A 23267-nucleotide genomic window follows, 5' to 3' on the forward strand; every position below is an offset into this window, starting at 1 on the left:
CACGGGGTTCCCACGGCTCCCGGACGTTCGACCGGAACCACGGGGCGCCGGTCACCTCGGAACACAGACGGACGGATCGGCGGCGACACCATGCGGCTGCGCGCACTGTTGGACACGGACGCGCTGGGGCTGCGGCTACTCGGCGGCGAGGACGAGCTGGACCGCACGGTGCGCGGCGTGATGACCACCGACCTGCGGGACCCCAGCCGCTACCTGTCGGGCGGCGAGCTGGTGCTCACCGGGCTCGCCTGGCGGCACGACCCCGACGACTCCGAACCGTTCGTCCGCATCCTGGCCACCGCAGGGGTCGCCGCACTGGCCGCCGGCGAGGCCGAGCTCGGGGACGTGCCCGATGACCTCGTACGGGCCTGCGCCCGGCACCGGATACCACTGTTCGCGGTCAACGAGCGGGTGGCCTTCGCGACCATCACCGAACACGTCGTCCGGCAGGTGTCCGGCGAACGGGCGGGCGACCTCGCGGCCGTGGTGGACCGGCACCGACGGCTGATGACCCCCGGCCCCGCCGGCGGCGGCCCGGACGCGGTGCTGGAGCTGCTCGGCACCGACCTGGACCTACGGGCCTGGGTGCTGTCGCCGACCGGTCGACGGATCGCGGGGCCGCACGCCGCCGGACGCACCCTGTCCGAGGAGGCGTGCGCCGCACTCGCGACGGCCCACCTGGCCGCGGCCCGCACCGGCCGGCGCGGACCGTACCGGACCCGGGTCGGCGACGCCCCCTACGCCCTGTTCCCGGTGCGCGGCGGACGCGGCGGCGCACCTGGCGGCGGCCCGGGCGCCCACGAAGGGGCACTGGCGGAGTGGGTGCTCGCGGTGGCCGCGGACACCTCGGACTGGCCCGAGGAACGGCTCGACCTGCTGCACGGGGTGACCCAGCTGATCGCGGTGGAGCGGGACCGCAGGGACGCGGCGCGCACCGTGCGGCGCCGGCTCGCCCACGAGGTGCTGGAACTGGTGCGCTCGGACGCCGCACCGACCGAGATCGCGGCGCGGCTCCGGGTGGCCGCCCCGGTCCTGCTGCCCAAAGTCGCCGGAGCACCGCGCTGGCAGGTGGTGGTGGCCCGGGTCCAGTGGGCGGGGGCCCGGGGCGAACGGGACCAGCGCGACGAACGCGAGGAGCGGAGCACCGAGGCGGCCGACGGCGAGCGCAAGGGCGCCGAGGAGCGCGGCCGGCTCGCGCGGGCCCTGCTGGAGGAGATCCTGGTCGACCCGCTCGCCACCGGCACCGAGCCGGCCGACCGGATCGCGGTCGCGTACACCGGGGACGAGGCCGTCGCCCTGGTGCCGCTGTCCTCGACCGCCTCCGGACCGCCCGAGCCGACCGACGCCACCGACCCCGTGGAATCCGATGCGGGTGACGGTGCCCGGGGCGGTGAGCTGGTGGCCGACCTGCTCCTGCGGTCGGTGCGGGAGCCGCTGGCCGCGGGGCTCGGCACGGACGGGCGGCTCACGCTCGGGGTGAGCGCGGCCGTGCACTCGGCCGAAGGACTGCGCGGGGCGCTGGAGGAGGCCCGGCACGCGCGGCGGGTCGCCGCGGCCCGCCCGGGACCGGTCAGCGCGGCGGGCCACCAGGAACTGGCCTCGCACGTCCTGCTGCTGCCGTTCGTCCCGGACGACGTGCGTCGGGCGTTCACCGCACGGCTGCTCGACCCGTTGCGGGAGTACGACCGTCGGCACCGGGCGGACCTGGTGGAGACCCTGGAGGCGTTCCTCGACTCCGACGGCTCCTGGACCCGCTGCGCGGCCCGGCTCCACCTCCACGTCAACACGCTGCGCTACCGCGTCGGGCGTATCGAGCAGTTGACGGGACGGGACCTGTCCCGGCTGGAGGACAAACTCGACTTCTTCCTCGCCCTGCGGATGAGCTGACGCCCCAAGGGCCCCGTCCGTTCCGCGGCGTCGCTTCTACCCCGGTCGAGCGGGTTTCGCACCCCGAGGCTTTGTGAAAACTTTCACCCACCCCCTTGGCCCGACCCGCCGATCCGTGCTGAGATTCCGCATCGGCTCTGGAAACGCGGGACATGCTCGGGGAGGGCAATGTGGCGTTTACCGCCATGTCTGGTTCAGGAACGACCGAGGGTGACGATCCGCTCCAGATCGCCGTATGGCGGTTGCGTTCACGCGCCTGCTGGAGCGACGCCGCGGCACTGCTGGAACGACGGGCCCGGGCGGACGCGGGAGCCGCGCTCCAGCGGGTCGGCCTGTTCGTCGAACGGTGCCTCTACACCGAACAGGGATGGGCGGAGGCCGAGGACGCACTGCGCACCGCCGAGGCGCTCGCCCGCAGCGACGACGAACGCGGCGCCGCGGCCTGCGAACGCGGACAACTCGCGTACGCGGCGACCCTCCTCGGCGTCCGGGACCGCGCCGACGAGGCCCGCTCCGCCCTGGGACGGGCCGCCGCGCTGATCGCGCCCGGAGCGCCGGCGCGCGCCCTGCTGGACTACCGGCGGGGCCTGATCGCCGAGAACCTGGCGGACTCCCCGCAGGCCGCCCGCGCCGCCTACCGGCGCGCCCACGCCGGAGCCACCGCCGCCGGGGACGCGCTCCTGCTCTCCTTCACCTGGCGCCAGCTCGCGGGGCTCGCCCTCCAGGACGGCGAACTCACGGAGGCCCGGCACGGCTTCGCCGAATCGCTGCGCATCCGCGAAGAGCTCGGCTACCTGGTCGGCACCGCGCCGGCGCTCGCCTCCCTGGCCACCGCCGAAGCGGAGCCGGAGGCGACCCGACTGCGCCAGGAGGCGGGACGCCTGCTGCGGCTGCTCGGGGGCGTGCCCACCTGGTTGGCGCAGCAACTGGCGACGGCCCAGGTGGCCGCGGCGAAGCCGGTCTAGCGGCGGGCGGGACCCGACCCGTCAGCGGGCGGCGGGCGCGGGGTCAGCCGCACGCGAAGTGGGCCCGGACCAGCGCCCCGACCGCGGCGGCGTCACGGGCCGTGAGGGCGTCGAGGAGCGCGGCGTGCTGGGCCGCGTCGGTCATCAGGTCGACCCTGCGCATCGACTGCGGCCCGCTGAGCAGGGGCCACTGCGCCCGGCGGTGCAGGTCGTCGACGACCTGGATGAGCTGCTGGTTGCCGGACGGGGCGAGGAGGGCGCGGTGGAAGGCGCGGTCGGCCTCCGCGTAGGCCGCCAGGTCGCCGTCGGCCGCCGCGACCGCCGTCGCGTCCGCCAGGGGGCGCAGTGCGACCCAGTGGGACGCGGGCACCACGGCGATCAGCCGCAGCATCACGGGCACCTCGATCAGCGCCCGGACCTCCGCCAGTTCGGCGAGTTGGCGGGCGCTGCGCTCGACGACGCGGAACCCCCGGTTGGGCACCACCTCGACGGTGCCCTCGGCGGCGAGTTGCTGCATGGCCTCGCGCACGGGGGTGGCCGAGACGCCGAGGCGTTCACCGAGGGCGGGCGCCGAGTACACCTCGCCGGGAACCAGTTCCCCCTCCACGAGGGCGACCCGCAGCGCGGCGAGCACCTGCCCGCGCACGCTGGCCCGGACCACCGGCCTGGGGCGCCGGGGCAACGGGGGCTCTCCGTGGGTGTGCTCGCCCCGGGCCGTCGGGTCCGGGGCGGGGGAGCGCGGCTGCGGGGGGACCCGGGCGGGCGGGGCGGCGCGCTCGGGGCGGGGGCCCGGCGCCGGGTTCGCTAACGGGCGCGGGGCAGTACCGAACGGCGGGCAGGACGCATCGTCGCCCGCCGCGCCGGGGCCGGTCGAGCCCCATGCGGGGAGTGGTCCGGGACGGGTCATCGTGGTCCTCCTCCGGCACTCGTGCGCTGCGGCGGCCACTCGGCCGCACCCGGAGAACGATAGGGGGCGGGCCGTCACTTCACACCACGATCATATCGGGTAAGGTTACCCTAACCTGTAGGCATTCGTGATTCGGTGGTCCCCATGAGCGCACCCGCAGCGGCCGCGGACGCCTCCCGTCCCGGTGACGCGCCCCGGGGCGCCCCGACCGAGGACTGCCTGCTCGGTGGGGGTCGACCGGCCGCCCCGCCCCCTCCCTCCCCCGTCGCCGCGGCGTACGCCCGACTGACCGAGGTGTTCCCGGGGCTGCGGATCGACGAGCTCGCGCCCGATGAGCGGCAGCCGGAGGGCGGCGGCTGGGTGTCCGCCACGCGGCTGGCCGAGGGCGGCAGCGCTCTCGACGCCTTCCTCGCCTGGGACGAGGCACAGGTCCGCAAGGACTACGGCCAGCCGGCCCGCCCCGATGTCGTGGCGACGTTCGGGCTCCACCGCTACGCATGGCCCGCCTGCCTCCTGGTCACCGTGCCGTGGTTCCTGCACCGCCGGGTCCCCCGGTTCCCGGCCGGACGGGTCTCCTTCCAGCGGGCGCTGGGCCGGATGTCGGTGCGCACCGGGGCGTTCGCGTGCCTGCCCGACGACCCGCTGTCGGGCCATCCCGACGCCCGGGTCGTGGCCGACGAGGAGGCCCTGCGCGAGGAGGTGCGGGCGGCGGTCGCCGAGCACCTGGAGCCGCTGCTCGACGGGTTCGGTCCGCGGATGCGCCGCCGGGGTCGGGCGCTGTGGGGCATGGCGACCGACGAGGTCGTCGAGGGCCTCTGGTACGTCGCGCACCTGATGGGCGAGGAACAGCGGGCCATGCGCGAGCTGGAGGCCCTGCTGCCCGGCGCGACGCGACCGTTCGTCGGGGCGGCCGGATTCCGGACGTTGACGGGTCTTCAGGGCCAGTCTTTGCCAACCCGCGACCGCGCGAGCTGCTGTTTGTTCTATACGCTGCGGCCCGAGGAAACCTGCGTCACGTGCCCCCGGACGTGCGATGGCGATAGGGTGTCAAGGCTCAGTGAGGCAGCTTCCTCCTGAACGACCCGTACCGGTACTGTGATGCGAACTCAACTCACATCACTCGCGCGGGAGTTCGGGTGGGCGGCGGCACGTGGCGGTTCCCCACACCCCCTTGGCGTTCTCTTGCACCGAAACCTCCTGAGCAACCCCGGGTTTGAGGAACGATGGCGCCCGAAAAGCCCTACTGCGACGCAAGGGACGCGTGATGAGATTGACCGACATATCGCTTAACTGGTTGCTTCCGGGCGCCGTACTGCTCCTGGGCATACTGGCGGCGGTTGCGGTAATGACGCGGTCCAAGCGGGCCAAGGACCCCGCCAACAAGGCCGTGGACGACTCCTGGGAGCGCAGCGAAGAGCGCCGCAGGCGCAAGGAAGCGATGTACGCCACCGCTTCCTACGTGTTGTTGTTCTGCTGTGCGGCGGTCGCCGCCGCCCTGTCCTTCCACGGGCTGGTGGGCTTCGGCCGGCAGAACCTGAACCTGACCGGCGGCTGGGAGTACCTCGTTCCGTTCGGTCTGGACGGCGCGGCCATGTTCTGCTCCGTCCTCGCCGTGCGCGAGGCCAGCCACGGTGACGCGGCCCTCGGTTCGCGGTTGCTGGTGTGGACGTTCGCGGGCGCGGCGGCCTGGTTCAACTGGGTGCACGCACCGCGCGGCCTCGACCACGCGGGCGCTCCGCACTTCTTCGCCGGGATGTCCCTGTCGGCGGCCGTGCTCTTCGACCGCGCGCTCAAGCAGACCCGTCGTGCTGCGCTCCGCGAGCAGGGCCTCGTGCCCCGTCCGCTGCCGCAGATCCGGGTGGTCCGCTGGCTGCGTGCGCCGAGGGAGACCTTCGCCGCTTGGTCGCTGATGCTGCTCGAAGGCGTCCGCACCCTCGACGAGGCCGTGGACGAGGTGCGCGAGGACCGTCGCCAGAAGCTGCACAACCGTCAGGTCCGGCGTGAGCAGGAGAAGCTGAAGCGTGCTCAGCTCAAGGCCATAAGCCGTAGCCACCACCGGGGCGTCCTGACCCGCGGTGGCCGCCAGGTGGAGGTGCAGCCGGCGGTGACGGCGGGCACGGGGTCGGCCCAGTCCGGCGCGGACCCTGCTATACCGGAGGAACAGCTGCCCTCTCCCACGTCCCCGCGTTCCCTCGCCCCCGTCCGTCGCGGCGGTGAACCCATCACCGTCGATCTGACGGCCGAGGACGACACCCAGGCCCTACCGAGGCTCGATTCGCTGGAGCGCAAGCTCAAGGACCTGGAGCAGCAGTTCGGCTGAGGACCTTTCACGGGTTCCGGCCGGTCCGGGAACGGGCGCCTTCCGGGGCGGTGGCACACGGCGCGAGCCGGGGCCACCGCCCCGGCGTCGTTCCCGCCACCGCCGGCTCAGGGGTGGCCCGTCTCCAACTCGAACCAGACCGTCTTGCCGATGCCGAGGCCCCGGACGCCCCACCGGTCGGACAGCGATTCCACCAGCATCAGCCCCCGGCCGCCCGTCGCCTCGTGCGGCACCGGCCCCCGGGGGCGCGGGCGGTAGCGGACGAAGTCCCGCACCTCGACCCGTAGCCGCCGCGGTCCGGCGGCCACCCGTAGGACGGCTGCGCGGTCCGTGTGGACCAGCGCATTGGTGACCAGCTCGCTGGTGAGCAGTTCGGCGGTCTCCGCCTGGCCGGGGCGCCCCCAGTGACCGAGGAGTTCCCGTACCGCGCGGCGCGACTCCGGGACCGCCCGTAGGCCGTCCGTCCGGGAGAACCTCCGCTTCAGCCGTCGCACCCTCGCCCGCCCCGCCATGGCCCCCGCCCCCATGCTGTGTCCGCCTCGCCTTCCGCGCGTCGTTCGTTCGAACGCGTCCACCGGAATGCATGCCCGCCACGGTCGTCAGCACACCTGGGGGACGCCCGCCCGCGCCCGGCTCACCACGGCGATTACCTGACGGGTAATCGCCACGCCCCCGGGGGGTGGAACAGACTTCGGGCATCACGACGGAGCGCGCGATGCAGGCGCTCGTTGTTGTCCGAGCACCTGCCCACCGGGAGAAGAACCACAGTGAAGCGTCTCGTCTCCACCGCCCTCGTGACCGCCTTCGGCGCCGCAGTACTCGCGGTCCCCGCCTCCGCCGCCACCACGGACGGGGTGCCGACCACCGACTTCAGCGTGACGGCCACCGGACCCGAGCGGGCCACGCCGGGCGAGACGGTGGAGTACGTCGTCACCGTCACCAACAAGGGTCCCGCAGCCGCCCCCGTGATGGTCAACGCAACGCTGCCCAAGGGCTCCAGCGCGATCACGTACGCCTCCCGGCCCGTGACGGGCCGACTGATCATGCTGAACACCTTCAACCCGGGCGAGATCCGGACGCTGAAGATCACGGCGAAGATCGGCAGCCACGGCGGTGAGATGGCGCTGCCCGCGGGCTTCGGGGTACACCGCGGCTACCCGAACCACCCCTTCTTCAACGAGTCGAACTACGGGGACAACTACGCCTACGTCGACACCGTCAACGAGAAGGGCGACCCCTTCCAGGGGCCGGACGCCCGGCTCGGCTTCACCGGGGAGATCGGCGCCGGGGACCAGGAAGGTGACCTGGTCACACAGCGGCTCACCTTCACCAACACCGGTCGCCACCGCACCTCGGTCCTCGAACTGTCGGGCCGCGTGTACCCGGGGTCGGGCACCATCGTCGGGGTGACCGGGCTGGAGGACGCCCGCGGGGTGACCTCGTCGGTGGGCCTGCAATACACGGTGCCGGCCCTCGACCCCGGCAAGACCCGTGTCGTCACCATCACCACGAAGATCACGCCCAGCGCCGGGGGGATCGGCGGCAGGTACTTCGTGGGCGCGGCCAAGGGCGGCGACCAGGAACTCGACCTGCGCCGCTGACGCGCCCCACGTCCCCGCCCCTTGACCGGGGCCACCGAGACGCGCTCCGGGGCCCGTCCCACACCCGGGCCCCGGAGCGTCCTTCCCACTGGAGCACATCGTGCGACGCCTCACCTCCACCGCCATCGCGACCGCCCTGGGCGCCACCGCGCTGCTGGTCCCCGCCACCGCAGCCCACGCCGACGAGTACGAACCCATCCAGACCGACATCGGCGTGACGGCCGTCGGCCCCGACTCGGCGACACCGGGGGAATGGGTCACCTACACCCTGAAGGTCACCAACTGGGGCAACTCCGCCGCCTCCTCGATCGTGCGGCTCGCCCTGCCGACCGGGACCACTGACGCCACCTACGAGGAGCGTCCCGTCGTGACCAGCCAGGTCCTGGTGAACAACCTGCCCCCCGGCGAGACCGACACACTCAAGATCACCGCCAACATAGGCAGCCACGGGAACGCCAAGAAGCTGCCCGCCAGCTTCCGGGTCAGCCCGGGCGAAGGTGACTTCCCCCTCTACCGGGACACGAACCCGAGCAACGACACCGCCAACATCGTCACCGAGAACACGAAGGAGGTCGTAGGTGCCCGGCTCAGCCTGAAGGGTGTGATCAGGGGCGCCCAGTGGGTGGGGCGGACGCACCTACAGAAGGTCACCATCACCAACACCGGCGACAGGCCGACGCACGAGTTCCGGTTGCGCGGCTCGATGCACCCCAAGTCCAAGGGCATCGTGCATGTGAAGGGAGTGCAGGGCGCCAACGGGTCGTTCCACGCGGCGGGGCTGAACTACTCGTTCCCCGCGCTGAAGCCGGGCGCCTCGCGGGTCATCACCCTGGCGATACGGACGGTCAAGCAGCCCGGAGGGTTCGGCGGAAAGTACCAGGTGGGTGGCGGCCGTGCCCCGCTGGCCGAGCTCGACCTGCGCGGCTAGGCCCTCCTCCCCCGTGGGCCCGGCCGGGCCCGCGGGCCGGTGTTCCTGTCGGGCCGGGGGGCTCGGCAGGAACACCGGGCCGTCGGAAAGAACGTGATCACCGCGCAGGACCGTGGACGGAGGGGCTCCGGCCCGCACCGACTCCAGCCGTCCGCGCCCTTCCCCTTCGAACAGGAGCAACACCATGAAGCGCCTCGCTTCCGCCGCCGTCGTCACCGCTCTGGGCGCCGCCGCCCTGGTGGCCCCCGCCGGTGCGGCCCACGCCGGTGCACGGAGCCTCCCCACCACCGATCTGAGCATCACGGGCACGGCACCGGACCGCGCGGTCCCCGGCAAGAAGGTCACCTACCGTCTGACCGTCACCAACAAGGGACCGGTGACCGCCGCGCCGTACCTGAGCGTGGGACTGCCGTCCGGCTCCCAAGAGGCCACCTACAACCGCTCCCCCATCAAGAACGCCACCGTGCGCATGGACCCGATACGGCCCGGCGAGAGCAAGCAGGCCGTCGTCCAGACGAAGATCGGCAGCGATCTCGGCGCCACGCTCCTCAACGCGGACTTCGAGGTCAGCCAAGGGCCCTACGACAGCCCGGTGTACCGGGACACGTTCTACGCGAACAACATCCTCAAGACGAAGACGGTGAACGTGACGGCGGCCCCGACCCCCGGGGACCACGGCAGCGTCCAGCTGACCGGCAGGGTCACGGGCGGCAGCGAGCCGGGCCAGCCGGTCCGTCAGCGGTTGGTCATCCACAACACGGGGGCGAAGCCCACGGGTGAGATCGGGCTGGTGGGGATGGTGAGCCCGTCGTCGGGCGAGATCGTCAAGGTCACGGGCATCGAGGGGGGCCGCGGTGTGATCACGAAGGTCGGGCTGAACTACACCCTGCCGCCGCTGGACGGCCGTAAGCACCGTGTGGTCACCATCGTGACGACGCGCGGCGAGCAGGCCGGCGACCTCGGCGGAAGCTACTTCGCGGGCGCCGACTCCGCCGGCTACCCCGAGCTGGAACTTCGGGGCTGAACCGGCCGCCCGGCCGTGGGCGAGCGGACCGGTTCGCTCACGGCCGGGGCACGTTGCGGAGGTTGGAACGTGCCATCTGGACCATCCGGCCGACCCCGCCGTCCAGCACCATCTTGGAGGCGGAGAGGGCGAAGCCGGTGACCATCTCGGCGCTGATCTTCGGGGGGATGGACAGCGCGTTGGGGTCGGTGACGACGTCCACCAGGGCCGGCCCTTTGTGACGGAACGCCGACTTCAGCGCACTGGGGAGGTCCTTGGGCTTCTCCACCCGTACCCCGTAGGCACCGCAGGCCCGGGCGACGGCGGCGAAGTCCGGGTTGACGTTGTCGGTCCCGTACGAAGGCAGTCCGGCGACCAGCATCTCCAGATCGACCATGCCGAGCGACGAGTTGTTGAAGAGGACCACCTTCACCGGCAGGTCGTGTTGGACGAGGGTCAGGAAGTCGCCCATCAGCATGGTGAACCCGCCGTCCCCGGACATCGACACCACCTGACGGTTCCGGTCGACGAACTGCGCACCGATCGCCTGCGGCAGCGCATTGGCCATCGAACCGTGCGAGAACGAGCCGATGATGCGCCGGCGGCCGTTGGGCGAGAGGTAGCGGGCCGCCCACACGTTGCACATTCCGGTGTCGACCGTGAACACCGCGTCCTCGGCGGCCAGGTCGTCGAGGACGGAGGCGACGTACTCGGGGTGGATGGGAACGTGCTTGTCCACCTTGCGGGTGTACGCCTTGATGACGCCTTCGAGGGCGTCGGCGTGCTTCTTCAGCATCTTGTCGAGGAAGCGGCGGTTGCGCTTCTCCGCGACCCGCGGCAGCAGGCACCGCAGCGTCTCCCGGACGTCCCCCCACACCGCGAGGTCCAGTTTGGAGCGCCGCCCGAGCCGCTCGGGGCGCACGTCGACCTGGGCGATCCGCGCCTTGTCCGGCAGGAACGCGTTGTACGGGAAGTCCGTACCGAGCAGGATCAACAGATCGCACTCGTTGGTCGCCTCGTAGGCCGCCCCGTACCCGAGCAGACCGCTCATGCCCACGTCGTACGGGTTGTCGTACTGGATCCACTCCTTGCCGCGCAGAGCGTGGCCGACCGGGGCCTTGATCCGTCCGGCGAACTCCATCACCTCGGCGTGCGCCCCCGCGGTGCCGCTGCCGCAGAAGAGCGTGACCTTGTCGGCGGCGTCGATCATCCGGACCAGCTTGTCGATCTCCCCGTCACCGGGCCGGACGGTGGGCCGAGAGGTGACGAGCGCACTCTCGGCGGCCCGGTCCGGGGCGGGTTGGTCGGCGATGTCCCCGGGCAGCGACACCACGCTCACCCCGCCCTGCCCCACCGCGTGCTGAATGGCCGTCTGGAGCAGCCGGGGCATCTGCCGCGGGTTGGAGATCAGTTCGCTGTAGTGGCTGCACTCCCGGAACAGCTGATCGGGGTGGGTCTCCTGGAAGTACCCCAGACCGATCTCGCTGGACGGGATGTGGGAGGCGAGGGCGAGCACGGGCGCCATCGAACGGTGTGCGTCGTACAGACCGTTGATCAGGTGCAGGTTGCCCGGCCCGCAGGACCCGGCGCAGGCCGCCAACTTCCCGGTGATCTGGGCCTCGGCACCGGCGGCGAATGCGGCGGTCTCCTCGTGGCGGACGTGCACCCAGTCGATGTCCGAGCTGCGCCGAACGGCGTCGACCACCGGGTTGAGGCTGTCTCCCACCACCCCGTACAGCCGTTTGACGCCCGCGCGCGTGAGGATGTCGACGAACTGTTCGGCGACGTTCTGCTTGGCCATGGGTCCACGTGCCCCGTCCGTGCCGCGGGCGGCGGTCCGCGGAGCCGCACGCCCTGAGTTTCCGGTCGTCCACGCCGGCTTCCCGTTTCCGGTCGCGGCATGCGTTGGCTCCATGAAGGCACAGGTGACGGGTTCACGCCTCCCAGACCGCTGCCGCCGTCCTGTCGTCGGCGTAGCCCTTGACCCGGACGGTGGCGTCCGCGAGGAAGGCGGCGAGGCCCGGCGGTCCGTCCACCCAGCGTGCGGCGAGGTGGGTGGCGAGGGCTTCCTCGCCGCGCAGCGGTGCGGCGAGGCCCTCCGAGCAGAGCAGCAGGGCATCCCCCGGGCGAGCGACGGAGGCCCGGAAGCGGAAGGGGTCGCGGGAGGGTTCGGGGGCCGGCCGGTAGGGGCTCGGGGGCGTGCTGATCCCGAGGTCCATGGTCAGTCGGTCGTCCCCGGCGGGCTCCGCCGCGTCCTCGCCCGAAGACTCGGGCCCGCTGGCGGGATCGCTCGGGGGCGAGCCGAAGCCGACGACCGGCTCCCCCACGGTGTCGGTGAGCCGCGGTTCGATGTCCTGCCAGACGCCCTCGCGCAGCCGGAACAACCCGCCCTCCCCCGCGCCGAAGAACACCCGGACCCGGCATCCCGGGTCGGCCGGGAGCAGCAGGCAGCGCAGGCTGGCCACGGGCTCCTCGGCGGCGTCGGGGTCGCCGGTCCGGGCCCGTGAGGTGCCGAGGCTGCGGTCGGTGAGCCGGTGCAGTCCGGACTTCAGGTCGCCTCGACTGCCGGCGCGGATGTCCGCGGAGAGCCGCGCGTGGTTGCGGCCGACGGCCCGGGCCATCCGCTCGGTCGCTTCGGCGGCGGCCCGGTGGGCACCCGCCGCGGCCCGCGCCCCGGTCGCCACGGCGATCAGCACCAGGGCCTGCTGGCCGGTGCCGAAGCGGGCGGTCAGCAGGGCGTCCCTGCGGTGCTCGCCCCGGTACCGGGCGGAGTCGCCCCGGGTGGAGACGGCCCGTAAGGTGCTGGCGCCGTAGCGGGCTCCGTCCAGGACCGTGTCGGCGACGAGGTCCCGCAGGGTGTCCGGGTCGGCGGCGGGCAGTGCGGTCGGCTCGGCCTCGTAGGTGGGTGGCCGGTCGCCCAGGTGACCCACCTGCGGCGGGAGTGGAACGGCGGCCACCGTCTCGTCACCGGCGCGTACCGGTGCTCCGGAGGTGTCGCCCTTGCCGCGGCCGAACCGCCCCAGCCGGAAGGTGCGGGGTTCGGAGGCGGAGCCTTCTGGCTGCCAGGGCGGACGGGAGCTCCGCGGCACCCGGGGGTCCGCGGCGGCCGGTGGAGGGACCATCAGCGCATCCGGTGCGGGCGGCGCATCCGGTGCGGGCGGGGGTGACGCGGTTCGGGGCGCGGTGTTCGTCCGGGCGGGGGCCGTCGGGGCGGGGTCGCGGGGGGCGGGGGTCTTCTCGGGCGCGACTGCCGACGGGCGCTCGCGCGGCGCGACGGGAGGTCCTTCGTCCCCGGGGTCCGGGGCGGTGGCGGCCCCGGACGCGCCGGAACCTTCCGCAGCGGAGGCGGCGTCGGACGGGCCCTCGGATGCGGACACGGCGGCTGTACCGGCAGCTATACCGGCAGCGGTCGCGTCAGTGGTTGCGCCGGCGGTCGTGTCAGTGGCGCCGGGGGCGCGCGGCGGCGGGACCGGGCCCGCGGATTCCGCCGGCGCCACGGCTCGCGTCCCGGTGGTGCGCGAGGCCCCCGCGCCGCCTTGACCGTCCGCGGGGCCCGGGGCCACCTGCGGCCAGCCGGCGTACAAGTCGCCCCACCAGTCGTCGTCTTGGCGGTCCGACGGCCGCTCCCCCTGCTGGCTCATGCCGACATTGTCCATGGCTTCCGGCGCCCGAAAACGGTCATTCAGAAAATCAGCCGATCCATAAGAAGATGAATCGACAAAGCGAGCCGCTGCCGAGGGTGCGCCCCCGGGTGGGGGCGCACCCTCGGCCGTCGTCCCACCTCAGAGCGGTGCACCGACGGCCGACCGGCCTTCCGCCGCGCTCGCGACCCGCACCGGGCGCACCGCACGGAAGCCGGCGCGAACGCCGGCGCGGGCGTAGGGACGCCGTTCGCCCGGTCGCCCAGATTGGCCGAAGTGCATCCGTTCCCGATCTCACGGCACCCCGCGACACCCATCAGGCCCACGGCCATCGCACAACCCTCACAACCACCGCATTCCGGATGGGGGCGAGCAACCGCGTGGGGCCGCCTTGCCCCCAGGACGGGAAAAGCGGCGATGATGAACGCGAACGGTGAACGTACGGGGAGGAAAGCCGTCTCATGCTGTCCGCGTTGGGCCTGGACGAGGTGCACGAAACGGCGTACCGCGCCCTGGTTTCGGTGGGCGCCGCAGACGTCCCCGATCTGGCCCGCAGGCTGACCCTCGGCGAACCCGCCACCGACCGGGCGCTGCGCCAACTGGAGCGGCACGGGCTCGCCGCGCAGGCGACGGGGCGGCCCGGCCGTTGGGTGGCCGCGCCCCCCGAGGTCGCGCTGGGCGCCCTGCTGGCCCGACGGCGCCAGGAACTCGAACGCGCCGAACTGTCGGCGGCGTTGCTCGCCCAGGAGTACCGGGCGCGGGAGGTGGAACCCGCCGTGCACGACCTGGTCGAGGTGGTCACGGGGCGGGGCGCCATCGCCCAACGGTTCCTCCAGCTCCAGCTCGGGGCGACCGAGGAGGTCTGCGCCCTGGTGACCGGCGACCCGATCGCCGTCTCGGGGGCGGACAACGAGGCCGAGGCGGAGGCGGCGGGGCGTGGCGTGGCGTACCGGGTGGTGGTCGAGCAGGAGGTGCTGTCCCGGCCCACGGGGGTGCGTGACCTCTCCGCGGCGCTCGGTCGGGACGAGGAGGTCCGGGTCGCCGACCGGGTTCCCACCAAGCTGCTGATCGCCGACCGGTCGCTGGCGATGGTGCCGCTGACCGCGCGGACGGCGGAGCCCTCGGCGCTGGTCGTGCACGACTGCGGTCTGCTGGAGTCCCTGTCGGGACTTTTCGAAGCGGTGTGGCGGCACGCCCTGCCGCTGCGGTTGGGTCGGGGCGGCACGGTCGCGACGCACCCGCAGGGCACCGGCGAGGACCCGGACGGCCCGGACAGCACCGACCTGGAAGTGCTCTCCCTGCTACTGGCCGGCCTGACCGACGCGAGCGTGGCCAAGCAGTTGGACCTCGGGCTGCGCACGGTGCAACGACGGGTCCGACGGCTGATGGAACTCGCGGACGTGACGACCCGGCTCCAGCTCGGCTGGCACGCCTACGAGCGCGGCTGGGTGGCCCGCACCCGCTGACGGGCGCCGGGGGACACCCTCCGGCACGCTGGTCTGATGGGAGCGTGGGAACTCCTCCTGGTCGGTGTGGTGCTCCTGATCGGCCTGTGCGGAGTGATGGTGCCGGGCGTGCCGGGATCGTGGCTGGTCTGGGCGGGCGTGGCCTGGTGGGCCGTGCAGGACACCCGGACGGTGGCCTGGGGGGTGCTGGTGGGCGCGACGGTGGTGTTGCTGGTGGCGCAGGCGGTGCGCTGGCAGCTGCCGCCGCGCCGGCTGCGGCAGAGCGGGACCACCCGGCGGATGGCCCTGTGCGCGGGGGCGGGCTCGCTCCTGGGGTTCTTCCTGGTGCCGGTGCTGGGCGCGCTGCTCGGCTTCGTCGGGGGCGTCTACCTGGCGGAACGGGTGCGCCTGGGCAGCCACGGCGAGGCCGCCGCGTCCACCCGCAACGCACTGCGGGTGGGGGGCTGGAGCGTGCTCGTGGAGTGGTTCTCCTGTCTGTTGGTCATCGGGGCGTGGCTGGGGGTGCTGGTGTGGGGGTGACCTGCCGCGGGGTCCTGTCGTCGCGCTGCCGTCGTCACCCGGACGGCCCAACGGAGGGCGCTCGCGTGCGGTCGGGCCGCGTCACGCGTGCGGACGGGTGCCTTCGAGGTCCAGCAGGAACGTCTTGCGGTCGAGGCCGCCCGCGTATCCGGTCAGCGAGCCGTCGGCGCCGATGACCCGGTGGCAGGGGCGCAGGACGAGCAGCGGGTTGGCGCCGATCGCGCCGCCCACCGCGCGGACGGCGGCCCGGGAGGCGCCCGCCTCCGCGGCGATCCGCCCGTACGTGGTGGTGGTCCCGTACGGGACCGCGTCGAGGGCGTCCCAGACCCGCCGCCGGAAGTCGGTGCCCGCCGGGCGCAGCGGGAGCCGGAACGCGGTCAGTTCCCCGGCGAAGTAGGAGGCGAGCTGCTCGCGGGCCGCCCGGAACGGCTCGTCGACGCGCAGTCGTGCGGGCCCCGCGGACCGGCCGCCCTTCTGCCCGGGGACGGACAGGGAGGTGAGGGCACCGTCCTCGTCGGCGGTCAGGAGGAGCTCCCCGAGGGGGCTGTCGAACGTGGTCCACAGGGATGCGGTGGCCCGGAGGGATTCGGTCGTCGATGCGGTCATGGTGATCACGTACTCGCTTTCGCAGGAGCGGGGCACGGCTCGCCAGCGGTTCGGGCCGCGTGCAGGTGCCGTAGGGCGTAGGACCGCCAGGGGCGCCAGGTGTCCGGCACCGGCACGTCGGGCGGGGCGACGTCGGGGTCGCCGAGGGCACGGACCCGGATCTCCGCGACGGTCCGCGCGTCGAGTCCGGGCAGCCCGAGCAGCGTGCGGTGCGCGGTGTCCCGGTCGGCGCCCGCGTCGAGCCTGAGGGTGCCGTCGGCGAGCGCGGCGCACAGTGCCGCGAGCGCACCGTCCGGCTCCGCCGCGGTCAGCACGGCAGGCTCGGGGAAGAGGTGGGTGAGGGTGCCGCAGGGCGCGTCCAGCGGTTTGCCGTACCGCTCGACGAGGCGGGCCGCCGCCACCGGACCGACCAGGGCGCGCACCGCGGCCTCCTCCGGGTCGGCGCTGGCCGGTGACCGCAGACCCGGCCGGGCGGCGACCGCCGCGGCGAGCCGTGGATCGGCGCCGAGTCGTTCGTCGACGGCGTACGGGTCGGCGTCGAGGTCGAAGAGTCGGCGCAGGCGTTGCACGGCCGTGGTGAGGTCGCGGGGGTCGGTGAGCCGCAGACTCGCGTCCAGCCAGCCGCCGGGCCGCGTGGCACCGGTGCCCCGACCCGGGGCGGAGCTCCGCTCCTCGACGGTGGCGATCCCCGCACCGTGCGGTAGCCGCAGGGTGCGCCGATGGGTCCGACGCCCGGGCGCGCCCGTGACCTCCTCGACCCCGGCGACGGCCTCGGCCGCCAGCAGGTCGAAGACGGGGCCGGCCAGGTACGCGCCCCGGTACGCGAGGCGGAGCGGAATGTCCGGCGAACCACCCGATCCGGTGACGGCGGGCCGTCGGGCGCTGCGCGGGGCGACGGCCCGCAGCTTGCTCGGGGTCATGCCGTATCCGGCCCGCAGGGTGTCGTTGAACTGTCGGACGCTCGCGAAGCCCGCGGCGAACGCGACCTCCGTGACGGGGAGTGCGGTGGTCTGGAGGAGCGTGCGGGCGGTGTGCATGCGCTGGGCCCTGGCCAGGGCGATCGGCCCGGCACCCAGTTCGCCGGTGAGCTGGCGCTGCACCTGGCGGGGGCTGTAGCCGAGTCGGGCGGCGAGACCGGTGACGCCCTCGCGGTCGACGACACCGTCACCGATCATGCGGACCGCGCGGGCCACCGCGTCGGCCCGGGCGTTCCACTCCGCGGAGCCCGGTACGGCGTCCGGGCGGCAGCGACGGCAGGCCCGGTAGCCCCCGCCCTGGGCGGCGGCCGCGGTCGGGTAGTACCGGACGTTCTCGCGCCGGGGCGTGACCGCCGGGCAGCTCGGCCGGCAGTAGATGCCGGTCGTCCCGACGGCGAAGAAGAACTCCCCGTCGAAGCGGCCGTCCCTGCTGCGCACGGCCTCGTACCTGGTCTCGTCGTCGATCACACCACCGATTGTCCCCGGTCCCGGGGCCCGTCGCTGGCGGGAATCGGACACGGCGTCCGGACGGACCGGGGCCCACCGCACGGGGTGCTGCGCCCCCTGCGGTGGCCCCGGCGCCCGGCGGGGCTCAGATCCGTCCGGTGCGCTTGGCCCGGTGGGCGGCGCGCCCGACGGCTCCCTTCTGCTTCCACTCGCGTCGCAGGTCGGCCCGGGTCCGGGCGTCGGTCTTCGCCACGATGTACCGGTTCTCGCGCAGCAGCTTGCGGAAGCTGTCGAGCCGCCGCTCGGGCAGGACGCCGTCGGCCACTGCGGCGAGGACCGCGCAGCTCGGCTCGGCCTCGTGCGCGCAGTCGTGGAACTGGCAGCCCCGGGCCAGTTCCTCGATCTCGGAGAACACCCGCTCGACGCCGCTCCCGGCGTCCCAGAGGCCCACGCCGCGCAGTCCGGGCGTGTCGATGAGGGCGCCGCCGCCGGGCAGCAGGAGGAGGTTGCGGGTGGTGGTCGTGTGGCGGCCCTTGCCGTCGACGTCCCGGGCCGCCTGGACGACCTGGGCGTCCGTGCCGAGGAGCTCGTTGGCGAGCGTGGACTTTCCGGCGCCGGACTGTCCGAGCAGCACGCTGGTGCCCCCGGCGACCACGGCGGCGAGCACGTCGAGCCCTTCGCCGGTGGTCGCGCTGGCCGGCAGGACGGGCACGCCCGGGGCGCTGGTCTCCACGTCCCGGACGAGGTGGGACAGGGTGACCGCGTCCGGGACGAGGTCGGCCTTGGTGAGGACGACGACGGGCTGCGCACCCGACTCCCAGGCGAGGGCGAGGAACCGCTCGACCCGGCCGAGGTCGAGTTCCAGCGCGAGGGACACCGCGATGATCACGAGGTCGACGTTGGCGGCGAGGATCTGCCCCTCGGACCGCTTGGAGGAGGTGGAGCGCACGAACGACCGGCGGCGCGGCAGATAGGCCCGGACGTACCGGGGGTCAGCGCCATCGGGCTCGACGGCGGCCCAGTCCCCGGTGCAGATGACCTTCAGCGGGTCGCGCGGCACCACGAACTCGGTGTCGGCCCGCACGGTGCCGAAGGGGGTGACGACGTCACAGAGCCCGCGGTCGACGCGGACGACCCGGCCGGGCACCAGTCCCTGTTGGGCGTACGGGGCGAAGGCGGCGGCCCAGTCGTCGTCCCAGCCGTAGGGGGCGAGGGCGCGCTGTGCGTCGTCGGGGGAAGACATGCTGTTGAGCAGGGTGTGGAACAAGGGGAACCCTTCGAGGGGCGGCCCCGGCAGCGCGCTCGGCGCGCGGACTGCGTACGGGTGTCAGCCGGAGACCACAGGGGTGGAAAGGATGAACTCCTGAGTGCGGGCAGCGCCCGTGACCATGACCGTCACCACTGACCTCACCTCCTGTTTCCTCAACGAACCGACGGACCGAACCGGGTACGACGCACAGCCGCTTCCCGGCGGAACGGGATGAAGCCTAGACCCGCCCCTCGACCGGGTGCCAGTCATTTTGTCGTCGGACGCTCGCGGTCCCCGCCACCGATGTCGACCTCGTCGACGAGCCGTCACATGCGTAGCCGCGCAACTGACGATCACGAGAACGTCACTTCGTCGGACCGGCAGGTGGCGGTGTCGCATCATGGGGCGGGGGACATCCGTCGCACACTGGGGGGAAACCGTGCACCGTCGTGCCGTCGCCGTACTGGTCACCGTGGGGCTGACCGCTCTGTCGGGCTGTGGCAGCATCGAGGAGAAGACCGCGAAGTTGCCCGACATGAAGGGCAAGGGGCTCCAGTCCGCACAGGACCAGGCCCGGGAGGCGGGCTTCGACCGGCTGAGCTCGCACGACGCGCTGGGTCGCGGGCGGCTCCAGGCGATGGACCGCAACTGGAAGGTGTGCGGGCAGACCCCGAAGCCGGGGACCCACCCCGAGAAGACGAAGGTCCGCTTCGCCACGGTCAAGCTCGACGAGAAGTGCCCGGCGAAGGACGGCGCGCTCCAGGAGACCAGGAGCACCCTGCCCGACTTCGTCGGCAAGTCGGTGCGGGCGGTCCGGCAGTCGCTGGACAGTTCCACGAGCATCTCCGTCAACGACGCCTCCGGCGAGGACCGGTTGGCGATCGTGGAGTCCAACTGGAAGGTCTGCAAGCAGAAGCCGAAGGCCGGCACCGATTTCGACGGGCAGCCGGTCACCCTCGACGCGGTGAAGTTCGGCGAGCGCTGCTGAGGTGCGGGGCCCCCGGGGCTCTTCAGTTCCGGGGACCCCGCGAAGTGTTCAGCTCTCTTCGGCCGCTTCCTGCGGGGCCAGGCTGTCCATGAAGGAGCTGACGGAGAAGACCGCCCGCCCCGGGCCGGCCGGGCCGTAGCCGGGGGGCGAGGACAGTCCGAACTCGTCCATGGTGGCGCGGTAGGACTCCAGCAGCCGGATGTGGTACTCCAGCGGGGCGCCCTGCGGATTCGCCTTGCCCAGCGGCGTGGTGGGCTCGGGGCACCAGGTGGTGAAGCGGGGCGTGATGCCGTGCGACATGAAGAAGCGCAGGCCCTCGGTGGTGGAGGCGATGGCCTCGTCGACGGTGGTGAAACCGAAGGGCTCCGCCATCTCGACGCCCGCGACGAAGTTCGGGATGACGTTGCGGGCGCCGAACACGTCCGCCGAGTCGAGGATGCGGCGGTGCCACTCGTCACGGCCGACGTAACGCTCCTTGCCGGGGCAGTAGAGCTCGAACAGACGACGGTCCCACACCTCGTAGTTGGGGTGGTAGATCTGCACCCCGTAGTCCTTGAAGCGCTGGACGTCGTCCTTGGGGAGGGCCTGGGCCACGACCTTGCCGATCCACCGGCCCGGGAAGCGCTCCTCGATGGCCTTGGCGTAGTGGCCGTAGAAGTCGGCCTCGTCGCGGCCGGCGACCTTCGAGGTGACGGCGCCGCCGGTGAGCGTGTAGGCGGTGGAAGTGCGGGTGGTGTCGTACTTGTCGATGATCTCCAGGGCCTCCAGCACCTCCTCGACGTCCTTGACGCCGGTGTAGGGGCGTCCCGCGGCCTTGTGCTGGCGCCAGTTGTGGTTGATGTCGCAGTACTGGCACTCCTCCTTGGCGCCGAAGTACTGGCAGACCCGGAAGACCGTCAGATAGACGAGGTAGCCCCACTGGATGGTCGGCGCGACCTCCATCACCGACTTGCCGTTGGCGAGGGTGTGACGGTAGTAGTCCGGCATCGGCGGCAGGCCGACGTCGGCGATCCGACGGCCGTCCAGGTACAGCCCGAGCATCCCGTCGGCGTCGGCGGCGACCCGGTACGGGGACGCCGGGTTGACCCGGACGGAGACCACGGTGCGACGCAGGTCGTACGGGCCGCCGGTGAGGACGATCTCCTCCGGCGGTCGGCGCAGCGCGGCGGCGCCCAGCTCCGGCAGGGTGCCGTGGTCGAAGGAGAAGATGAAGTACGACTTGGGCTTGACGTCGCCGGTGGCCTCGTTGGTGGTGTCGCTGAGGGCCGACTCGTCGAAGGCGATGCCGCCGCGCAGCAGGTCCTCCTTGAAGACCGCTTCCCTCGGTACGTGCGGGAACCGTTCCAGCAGATCCTCGACCAGCGCGGTGCGGCGCACCGTACCGTCCGTGGTGTCGGTGCCGTCCGTGGTGCCCATCGTGTGTCTCCTCGCTCCCCCGGCCGCGGAGGGTGGGTCCGGCGGGGCCCGGGGTGTCGGTGCCCGCCGCTCGCGGTGTGTGCGTCCGGCCCTCCACCGTATGCCCCCGTCCGGGGCGGCCCGACCGGGGCCCGGGGACGGAGGGCTTAGGTCAGCGGACCGACCCCGCCGTACGGTGCCGGCTCGGGTGCTTCGAGCGGGTTCGGGCCCGGGCCGTCAGCGGTCGGCGGCCCGGGAGAGCGGGGCTCCGGCGCGCACTTCGGCGGGCGCGGCGGGCCACAGCGCGAACGCACGGTCGCGGGGGCCGTGCAGCACCGTGGCCCCGGGGCCGGGACCGAACCTGCGCACCGGGTGCCGTGCGTCCCACGCGGGCCATCCGGGGTCCCCGTCGACGACGAACCGCACCCACGCCCCGTGCATCTCGTCGGCGAGCCACTGCGGCGCCCCGGGCCCGGCCAGCATCGCCGTGGCCGGCGAGGAGACGGTGTCGAAGACGAACCCGAGTTCCAGTGCGTGGCAGGCCCCGAGCCCGGCGATCGAGGACGGCCAGGCGAACTCGTACAGGTAGGTGCCGCCGGGAACCGGGGACGCGACCCTGCGGGCTTCCGCCAGCCGGTGGACGGGCAGTCTCAGCAGGTGGTCGGTGACGAGTTGGCCGACGACCTCCGCGGGGCCCGCCCCGGGGTGCAACGCACGGTAGCCGCGGACCGTGCCCGGGCCGCAGCGGGTGCGGGCCCGTGCCCAGGCCAGGGCGAGCGGACCGAGCCGGTCGACCCGTTCCGAGAGCCCGTTCGGTGCGAGCCACAGCCGGTGCTCCTGCGTGGTCCACCCCGTCAGCAGTTCGACGTCCGCCGCCCCGTCGCCGCGGGTCAGTGCCTCCATCGGCTCGGTGGGGACCAGGTCGCCGTCCACGACCACGCCGAATGCGGGGCCGTCGAGCAGCGGATTCGCCCGTCGCCCGGCCTCGTGCTGGGCGGCCAGCAGCGCGGCCGGCTCCACTTCGGCGAAGGCCGCGGCCGTGGCCGGGACCTTCAACCGGGTGGCCATCCGCCGCACCATGCGGCGGGCCCGGCCACGCTCGACGGTCTGCGGCGGCCCGCTCTGGAGCACCGCGCGCCGGAACAGCCCCCGGGCCCGGGGGCTGGCCAGCAGGACGCCCGCGCTGATCGCCCCCGCCGACGCGCCGAACAGCGTCACCCGGTCCGGGTCTCCGCCGAACGCCGCGATGCCGCCGCGGACCCACTCCAGGGCGGCGAGTTGGTCGTGCAGTCCCAGGTTGGGCGGGGCGTCGGGGAAGAGGCCGTACCCCTCCACCCCGAGGCGGTAGTTGAAGGACACCAGGACCACGCCGTCGCGGGCGAAGGCACCGCCGTCGTACACCGGCACCGCGGACGACCCCCGGGTCAGGGAGCCGCCGTGGGCCCACACCGCCACCGGGAGGCGGGCGGCCGGGTCCGGGTCCGGGGTCCACACGTTCACGGTGAGCCAGTCGTCCCCCGTGATCGCCGGATCGGACAGGATGCGGGCGAAGGGCGCACTGTACGGGGGCTTGGGCGGGGTGGCGCCGAAGGCGGTGGCGTCCCGCACGCCGTCCCAGGGCTCGGGGGGTCGAGGGGGTCGGAAGCGGAGGGCGCCCCGCGGCGGCGCGGCGTAGGGGACGCCCCGGAAGACGGCCACCCGCCGCCCGTCCCCGTCTGCGAGGTCTTCATGACGTCCGCGCACCGTTCCGTACGCGGTCCGGACCCGTGGGCCTGACACCATCGCTGCCTGCACTCCTCCGCATCGTCGCGCGGACCCGGAGGGCGACCGGGCGCGCGTGCGTCGTCACGTCGCCCCAGGGTGTACCAGGTCCCCCGGTGGAGCCACCCGGACGGGTGCGGTGGGCCGGCGCGGCCGGGGTGCTGTCCGATTCCTTCAAGACCGGGGCGGTGCGGTGTGCCTACGCTCCCGTCATGAACGCACGATTCGATCTGGTGAGCGTGGTCGTCTCCGACATGGCCGCGTCCGTCGCCTTCTACCGCCGTATCGGCCTCGACTTCCCGGAGGGGGCCGAGTCCCAGCCGCACGCGGAGGCCGAACTGCCCGGGGGCCTGCGGTTCGCCCTCGACTCCGAGGAGGTCATCCGGAGTTTCCTGCCCGACTGGCACGGCGTACCGGAGGGGCGGGTGGGGCTCGCCTTCCTCTGCGACGGGGGTCCGCGGGGCGTCGACGACCTGTACGCGGCGCTGCTCGCCGAGGGGCACCAGGGGGTGCGCCCGCCGTGGGACGCCCCCTGGGGCCAGCGGTACGCCCTGGTGGCGGACCCGGACGGCAACGGGGTGGACCTCTTCGCTCCCCTGCCCTGAGC

The 23267-nt window shown here is 73.4% G+C and carries 20 protein-coding genes; 11 read left to right on the forward strand and 9 right to left on the reverse strand.

The window, feature by feature from the left end:
- Positions 1–90 precede the first annotated feature (90 nt).
- Positions 91–1887: a PucR family transcriptional regulator gene (locus ACFV88_RS21620; protein ID WP_385493326.1), complete on the forward strand. Its 1797-nt coding sequence runs from the start codon at positions 91–93 to the stop codon at positions 1885–1887.
- A gap of 152 nt (positions 1888–2039) precedes the next feature.
- Complete coding sequence (locus tag ACFV88_RS21625; RefSeq protein ID WP_385493327.1) at positions 2040–2852, forward strand: hypothetical protein; 813 nt, start codon at positions 2040–2042, stop codon at positions 2850–2852.
- A 43-nt stretch (positions 2853–2895) separates the two neighbouring features.
- On the opposite strand, the gene ACFV88_RS21630 is transcribed toward ACFV88_RS21625, so the two are convergent.
- Positions 2896–3759: an FCD domain-containing protein gene (locus tag ACFV88_RS21630; RefSeq protein WP_385493328.1), complete on the reverse strand. Its 864-nt coding sequence runs from the start codon at positions 3757–3759 to the stop codon at positions 2896–2898.
- 144 nt (positions 3760–3903) lie between these two features.
- On the opposite strand from ACFV88_RS21630, the gene ACFV88_RS21635 reads away from it, so the two are divergent.
- Complete coding sequence (locus tag ACFV88_RS21635; RefSeq protein WP_385493329.1) at positions 3904–4836, forward strand: (2Fe-2S)-binding protein; 933 nt, start codon at positions 3904–3906, stop codon at positions 4834–4836.
- A 187-nt stretch (positions 4837–5023) separates the two neighbouring features.
- A complete protein-coding gene (locus ACFV88_RS21640) occupies positions 5024–6079 on the forward strand; it encodes a DUF2637 domain-containing protein (protein ID WP_385493330.1) in 1056 nt (351 codons plus the stop codon).
- Positions 6080–6186: 107 nt separating this feature from the next.
- Here ACFV88_RS21640 and ACFV88_RS21645 read toward each other — a convergent pair whose 3' ends face one another.
- Positions 6187–6606, reverse strand: coding sequence for an ATP-binding protein (locus tag ACFV88_RS21645; protein WP_385493332.1), 420 nt, complete (start codon positions 6604–6606; stop codon positions 6187–6189).
- Positions 6607–6846: 240 nt separating this feature from the next.
- On the opposite strand from ACFV88_RS21645, the gene ACFV88_RS21650 reads away from it, so the two are divergent.
- From ACFV88_RS21650 to ACFV88_RS21660, 3 genes are all read left to right on the forward strand, one after another.
- Positions 6847–7680, forward strand: a complete 834-nt coding sequence (locus ACFV88_RS21650; RefSeq protein WP_385493333.1) for a hypothetical protein — start codon at positions 6847–6849, stop codon at positions 7678–7680.
- Positions 7681–7780: 100 nt separating this feature from the next.
- Positions 7781–8608: a hypothetical protein gene (locus ACFV88_RS21655; RefSeq protein ID WP_385493334.1), complete on the forward strand. Its 828-nt coding sequence runs from the start codon at positions 7781–7783 to the stop codon at positions 8606–8608.
- Positions 8609–8792: 184 nt separating this feature from the next.
- Positions 8793–9632 carry a hypothetical protein gene (locus ACFV88_RS21660; protein WP_385493335.1) on the forward strand — a complete coding sequence of 280 codons (840 nt, stop codon included), beginning with the start codon at positions 8793–8795 and terminating at the stop codon, positions 9630–9632.
- A 37-nt stretch (positions 9633–9669) separates the two neighbouring features.
- On the opposite strand, the gene ACFV88_RS21665 is transcribed toward ACFV88_RS21660, so the two are convergent.
- Both ACFV88_RS21665 and ACFV88_RS21670 read right to left on the reverse strand, forming a co-directional pair.
- Positions 9670–11412, reverse strand: coding sequence for a pyruvate dehydrogenase (locus ACFV88_RS21665; protein WP_385493336.1), 1743 nt, complete (start codon positions 11410–11412; stop codon positions 9670–9672).
- Between the two features lie 133 nt (positions 11413–11545).
- A complete protein-coding gene (locus tag ACFV88_RS21670) occupies positions 11546–12733 on the reverse strand; it encodes a protein phosphatase 2C domain-containing protein (RefSeq protein WP_385493337.1) in 1188 nt (395 codons plus the stop codon).
- 980 nt (positions 12734–13713) lie between these two features.
- On the opposite strand from ACFV88_RS21670, the gene ACFV88_RS21675 reads away from it, so the two are divergent.
- The gene (locus tag ACFV88_RS21675; RefSeq protein WP_385493339.1) at positions 13714–14718 is read left to right on the forward strand and encodes a helix-turn-helix domain-containing protein; all 1005 of its coding nucleotides are present in this window, start codon (positions 13714–13716) and stop codon (positions 14716–14718) included.
- A 36-nt stretch (positions 14719–14754) separates the two neighbouring features.
- Complete coding sequence (locus ACFV88_RS21680) at positions 14755–15237, forward strand: DUF456 domain-containing protein (protein ID WP_385493340.1); 483 nt, start codon at positions 14755–14757, stop codon at positions 15235–15237.
- Between the two features lie 81 nt (positions 15238–15318).
- Here ACFV88_RS21680 and ACFV88_RS21685 read toward each other — a convergent pair whose 3' ends face one another.
- The 3 genes from ACFV88_RS21685 to rsgA form a co-directional block, all read right to left on the reverse strand.
- A complete protein-coding gene (locus tag ACFV88_RS21685; RefSeq protein ID WP_385493341.1) occupies positions 15319–15843 on the reverse strand; it encodes a methylated-DNA--[protein]-cysteine S-methyltransferase in 525 nt (174 codons plus the stop codon).
- 5 nt (positions 15844–15848) lie between these two features.
- On the reverse strand, positions 15849–17285 hold the full coding sequence (locus ACFV88_RS21690; protein WP_385493443.1) for a DNA-3-methyladenine glycosylase 2 family protein: 1437 nt from the start codon (positions 17283–17285) through the stop codon (positions 15849–15851).
- Positions 17286–17412: 127 nt separating this feature from the next.
- The gene (rsgA, locus tag ACFV88_RS21695; protein WP_385493342.1) at positions 17413–18510 is read right to left on the reverse strand and encodes a ribosome small subunit-dependent GTPase A; all 1098 of its coding nucleotides are present in this window, start codon (positions 18508–18510) and stop codon (positions 17413–17415) included.
- Between the two features lie 445 nt (positions 18511–18955).
- On the opposite strand from rsgA, the gene ACFV88_RS21700 reads away from it, so the two are divergent.
- Positions 18956–19504, forward strand: a complete 549-nt coding sequence (locus ACFV88_RS21700; RefSeq protein WP_385493343.1) for a hypothetical protein — start codon at positions 18956–18958, stop codon at positions 19502–19504.
- A 48-nt stretch (positions 19505–19552) separates the two neighbouring features.
- On the opposite strand, the gene ACFV88_RS21705 is transcribed toward ACFV88_RS21700, so the two are convergent.
- Positions 19553–20920 carry a radical SAM protein gene (locus ACFV88_RS21705; protein ID WP_385493344.1) on the reverse strand — a complete coding sequence of 456 codons (1368 nt, stop codon included), beginning with the start codon at positions 20918–20920 and terminating at the stop codon, positions 19553–19555.
- Positions 20921–21136: 216 nt separating this feature from the next.
- Positions 21137–22681, reverse strand: a complete 1545-nt coding sequence (locus tag ACFV88_RS21710; protein ID WP_385493346.1) for a carboxylesterase/lipase family protein — start codon at positions 22679–22681, stop codon at positions 21137–21139.
- 191 nt (positions 22682–22872) lie between these two features.
- Between ACFV88_RS21710 and ACFV88_RS21715 the strand changes: the two genes are divergently transcribed.
- Complete coding sequence (locus tag ACFV88_RS21715) at positions 22873–23265, forward strand: VOC family protein (protein WP_385493347.1); 393 nt, start codon at positions 22873–22875, stop codon at positions 23263–23265.
- Positions 23266–23267: the final 2 nt, after the last annotated feature.

This window comes from Streptomyces sp. NPDC059816, from assembly GCF_042732055.1.
In the GTDB taxonomy this organism is placed as follows: domain Bacteria; phylum Actinomycetota; class Actinomycetes; order Streptomycetales; family Streptomycetaceae; genus Streptomyces.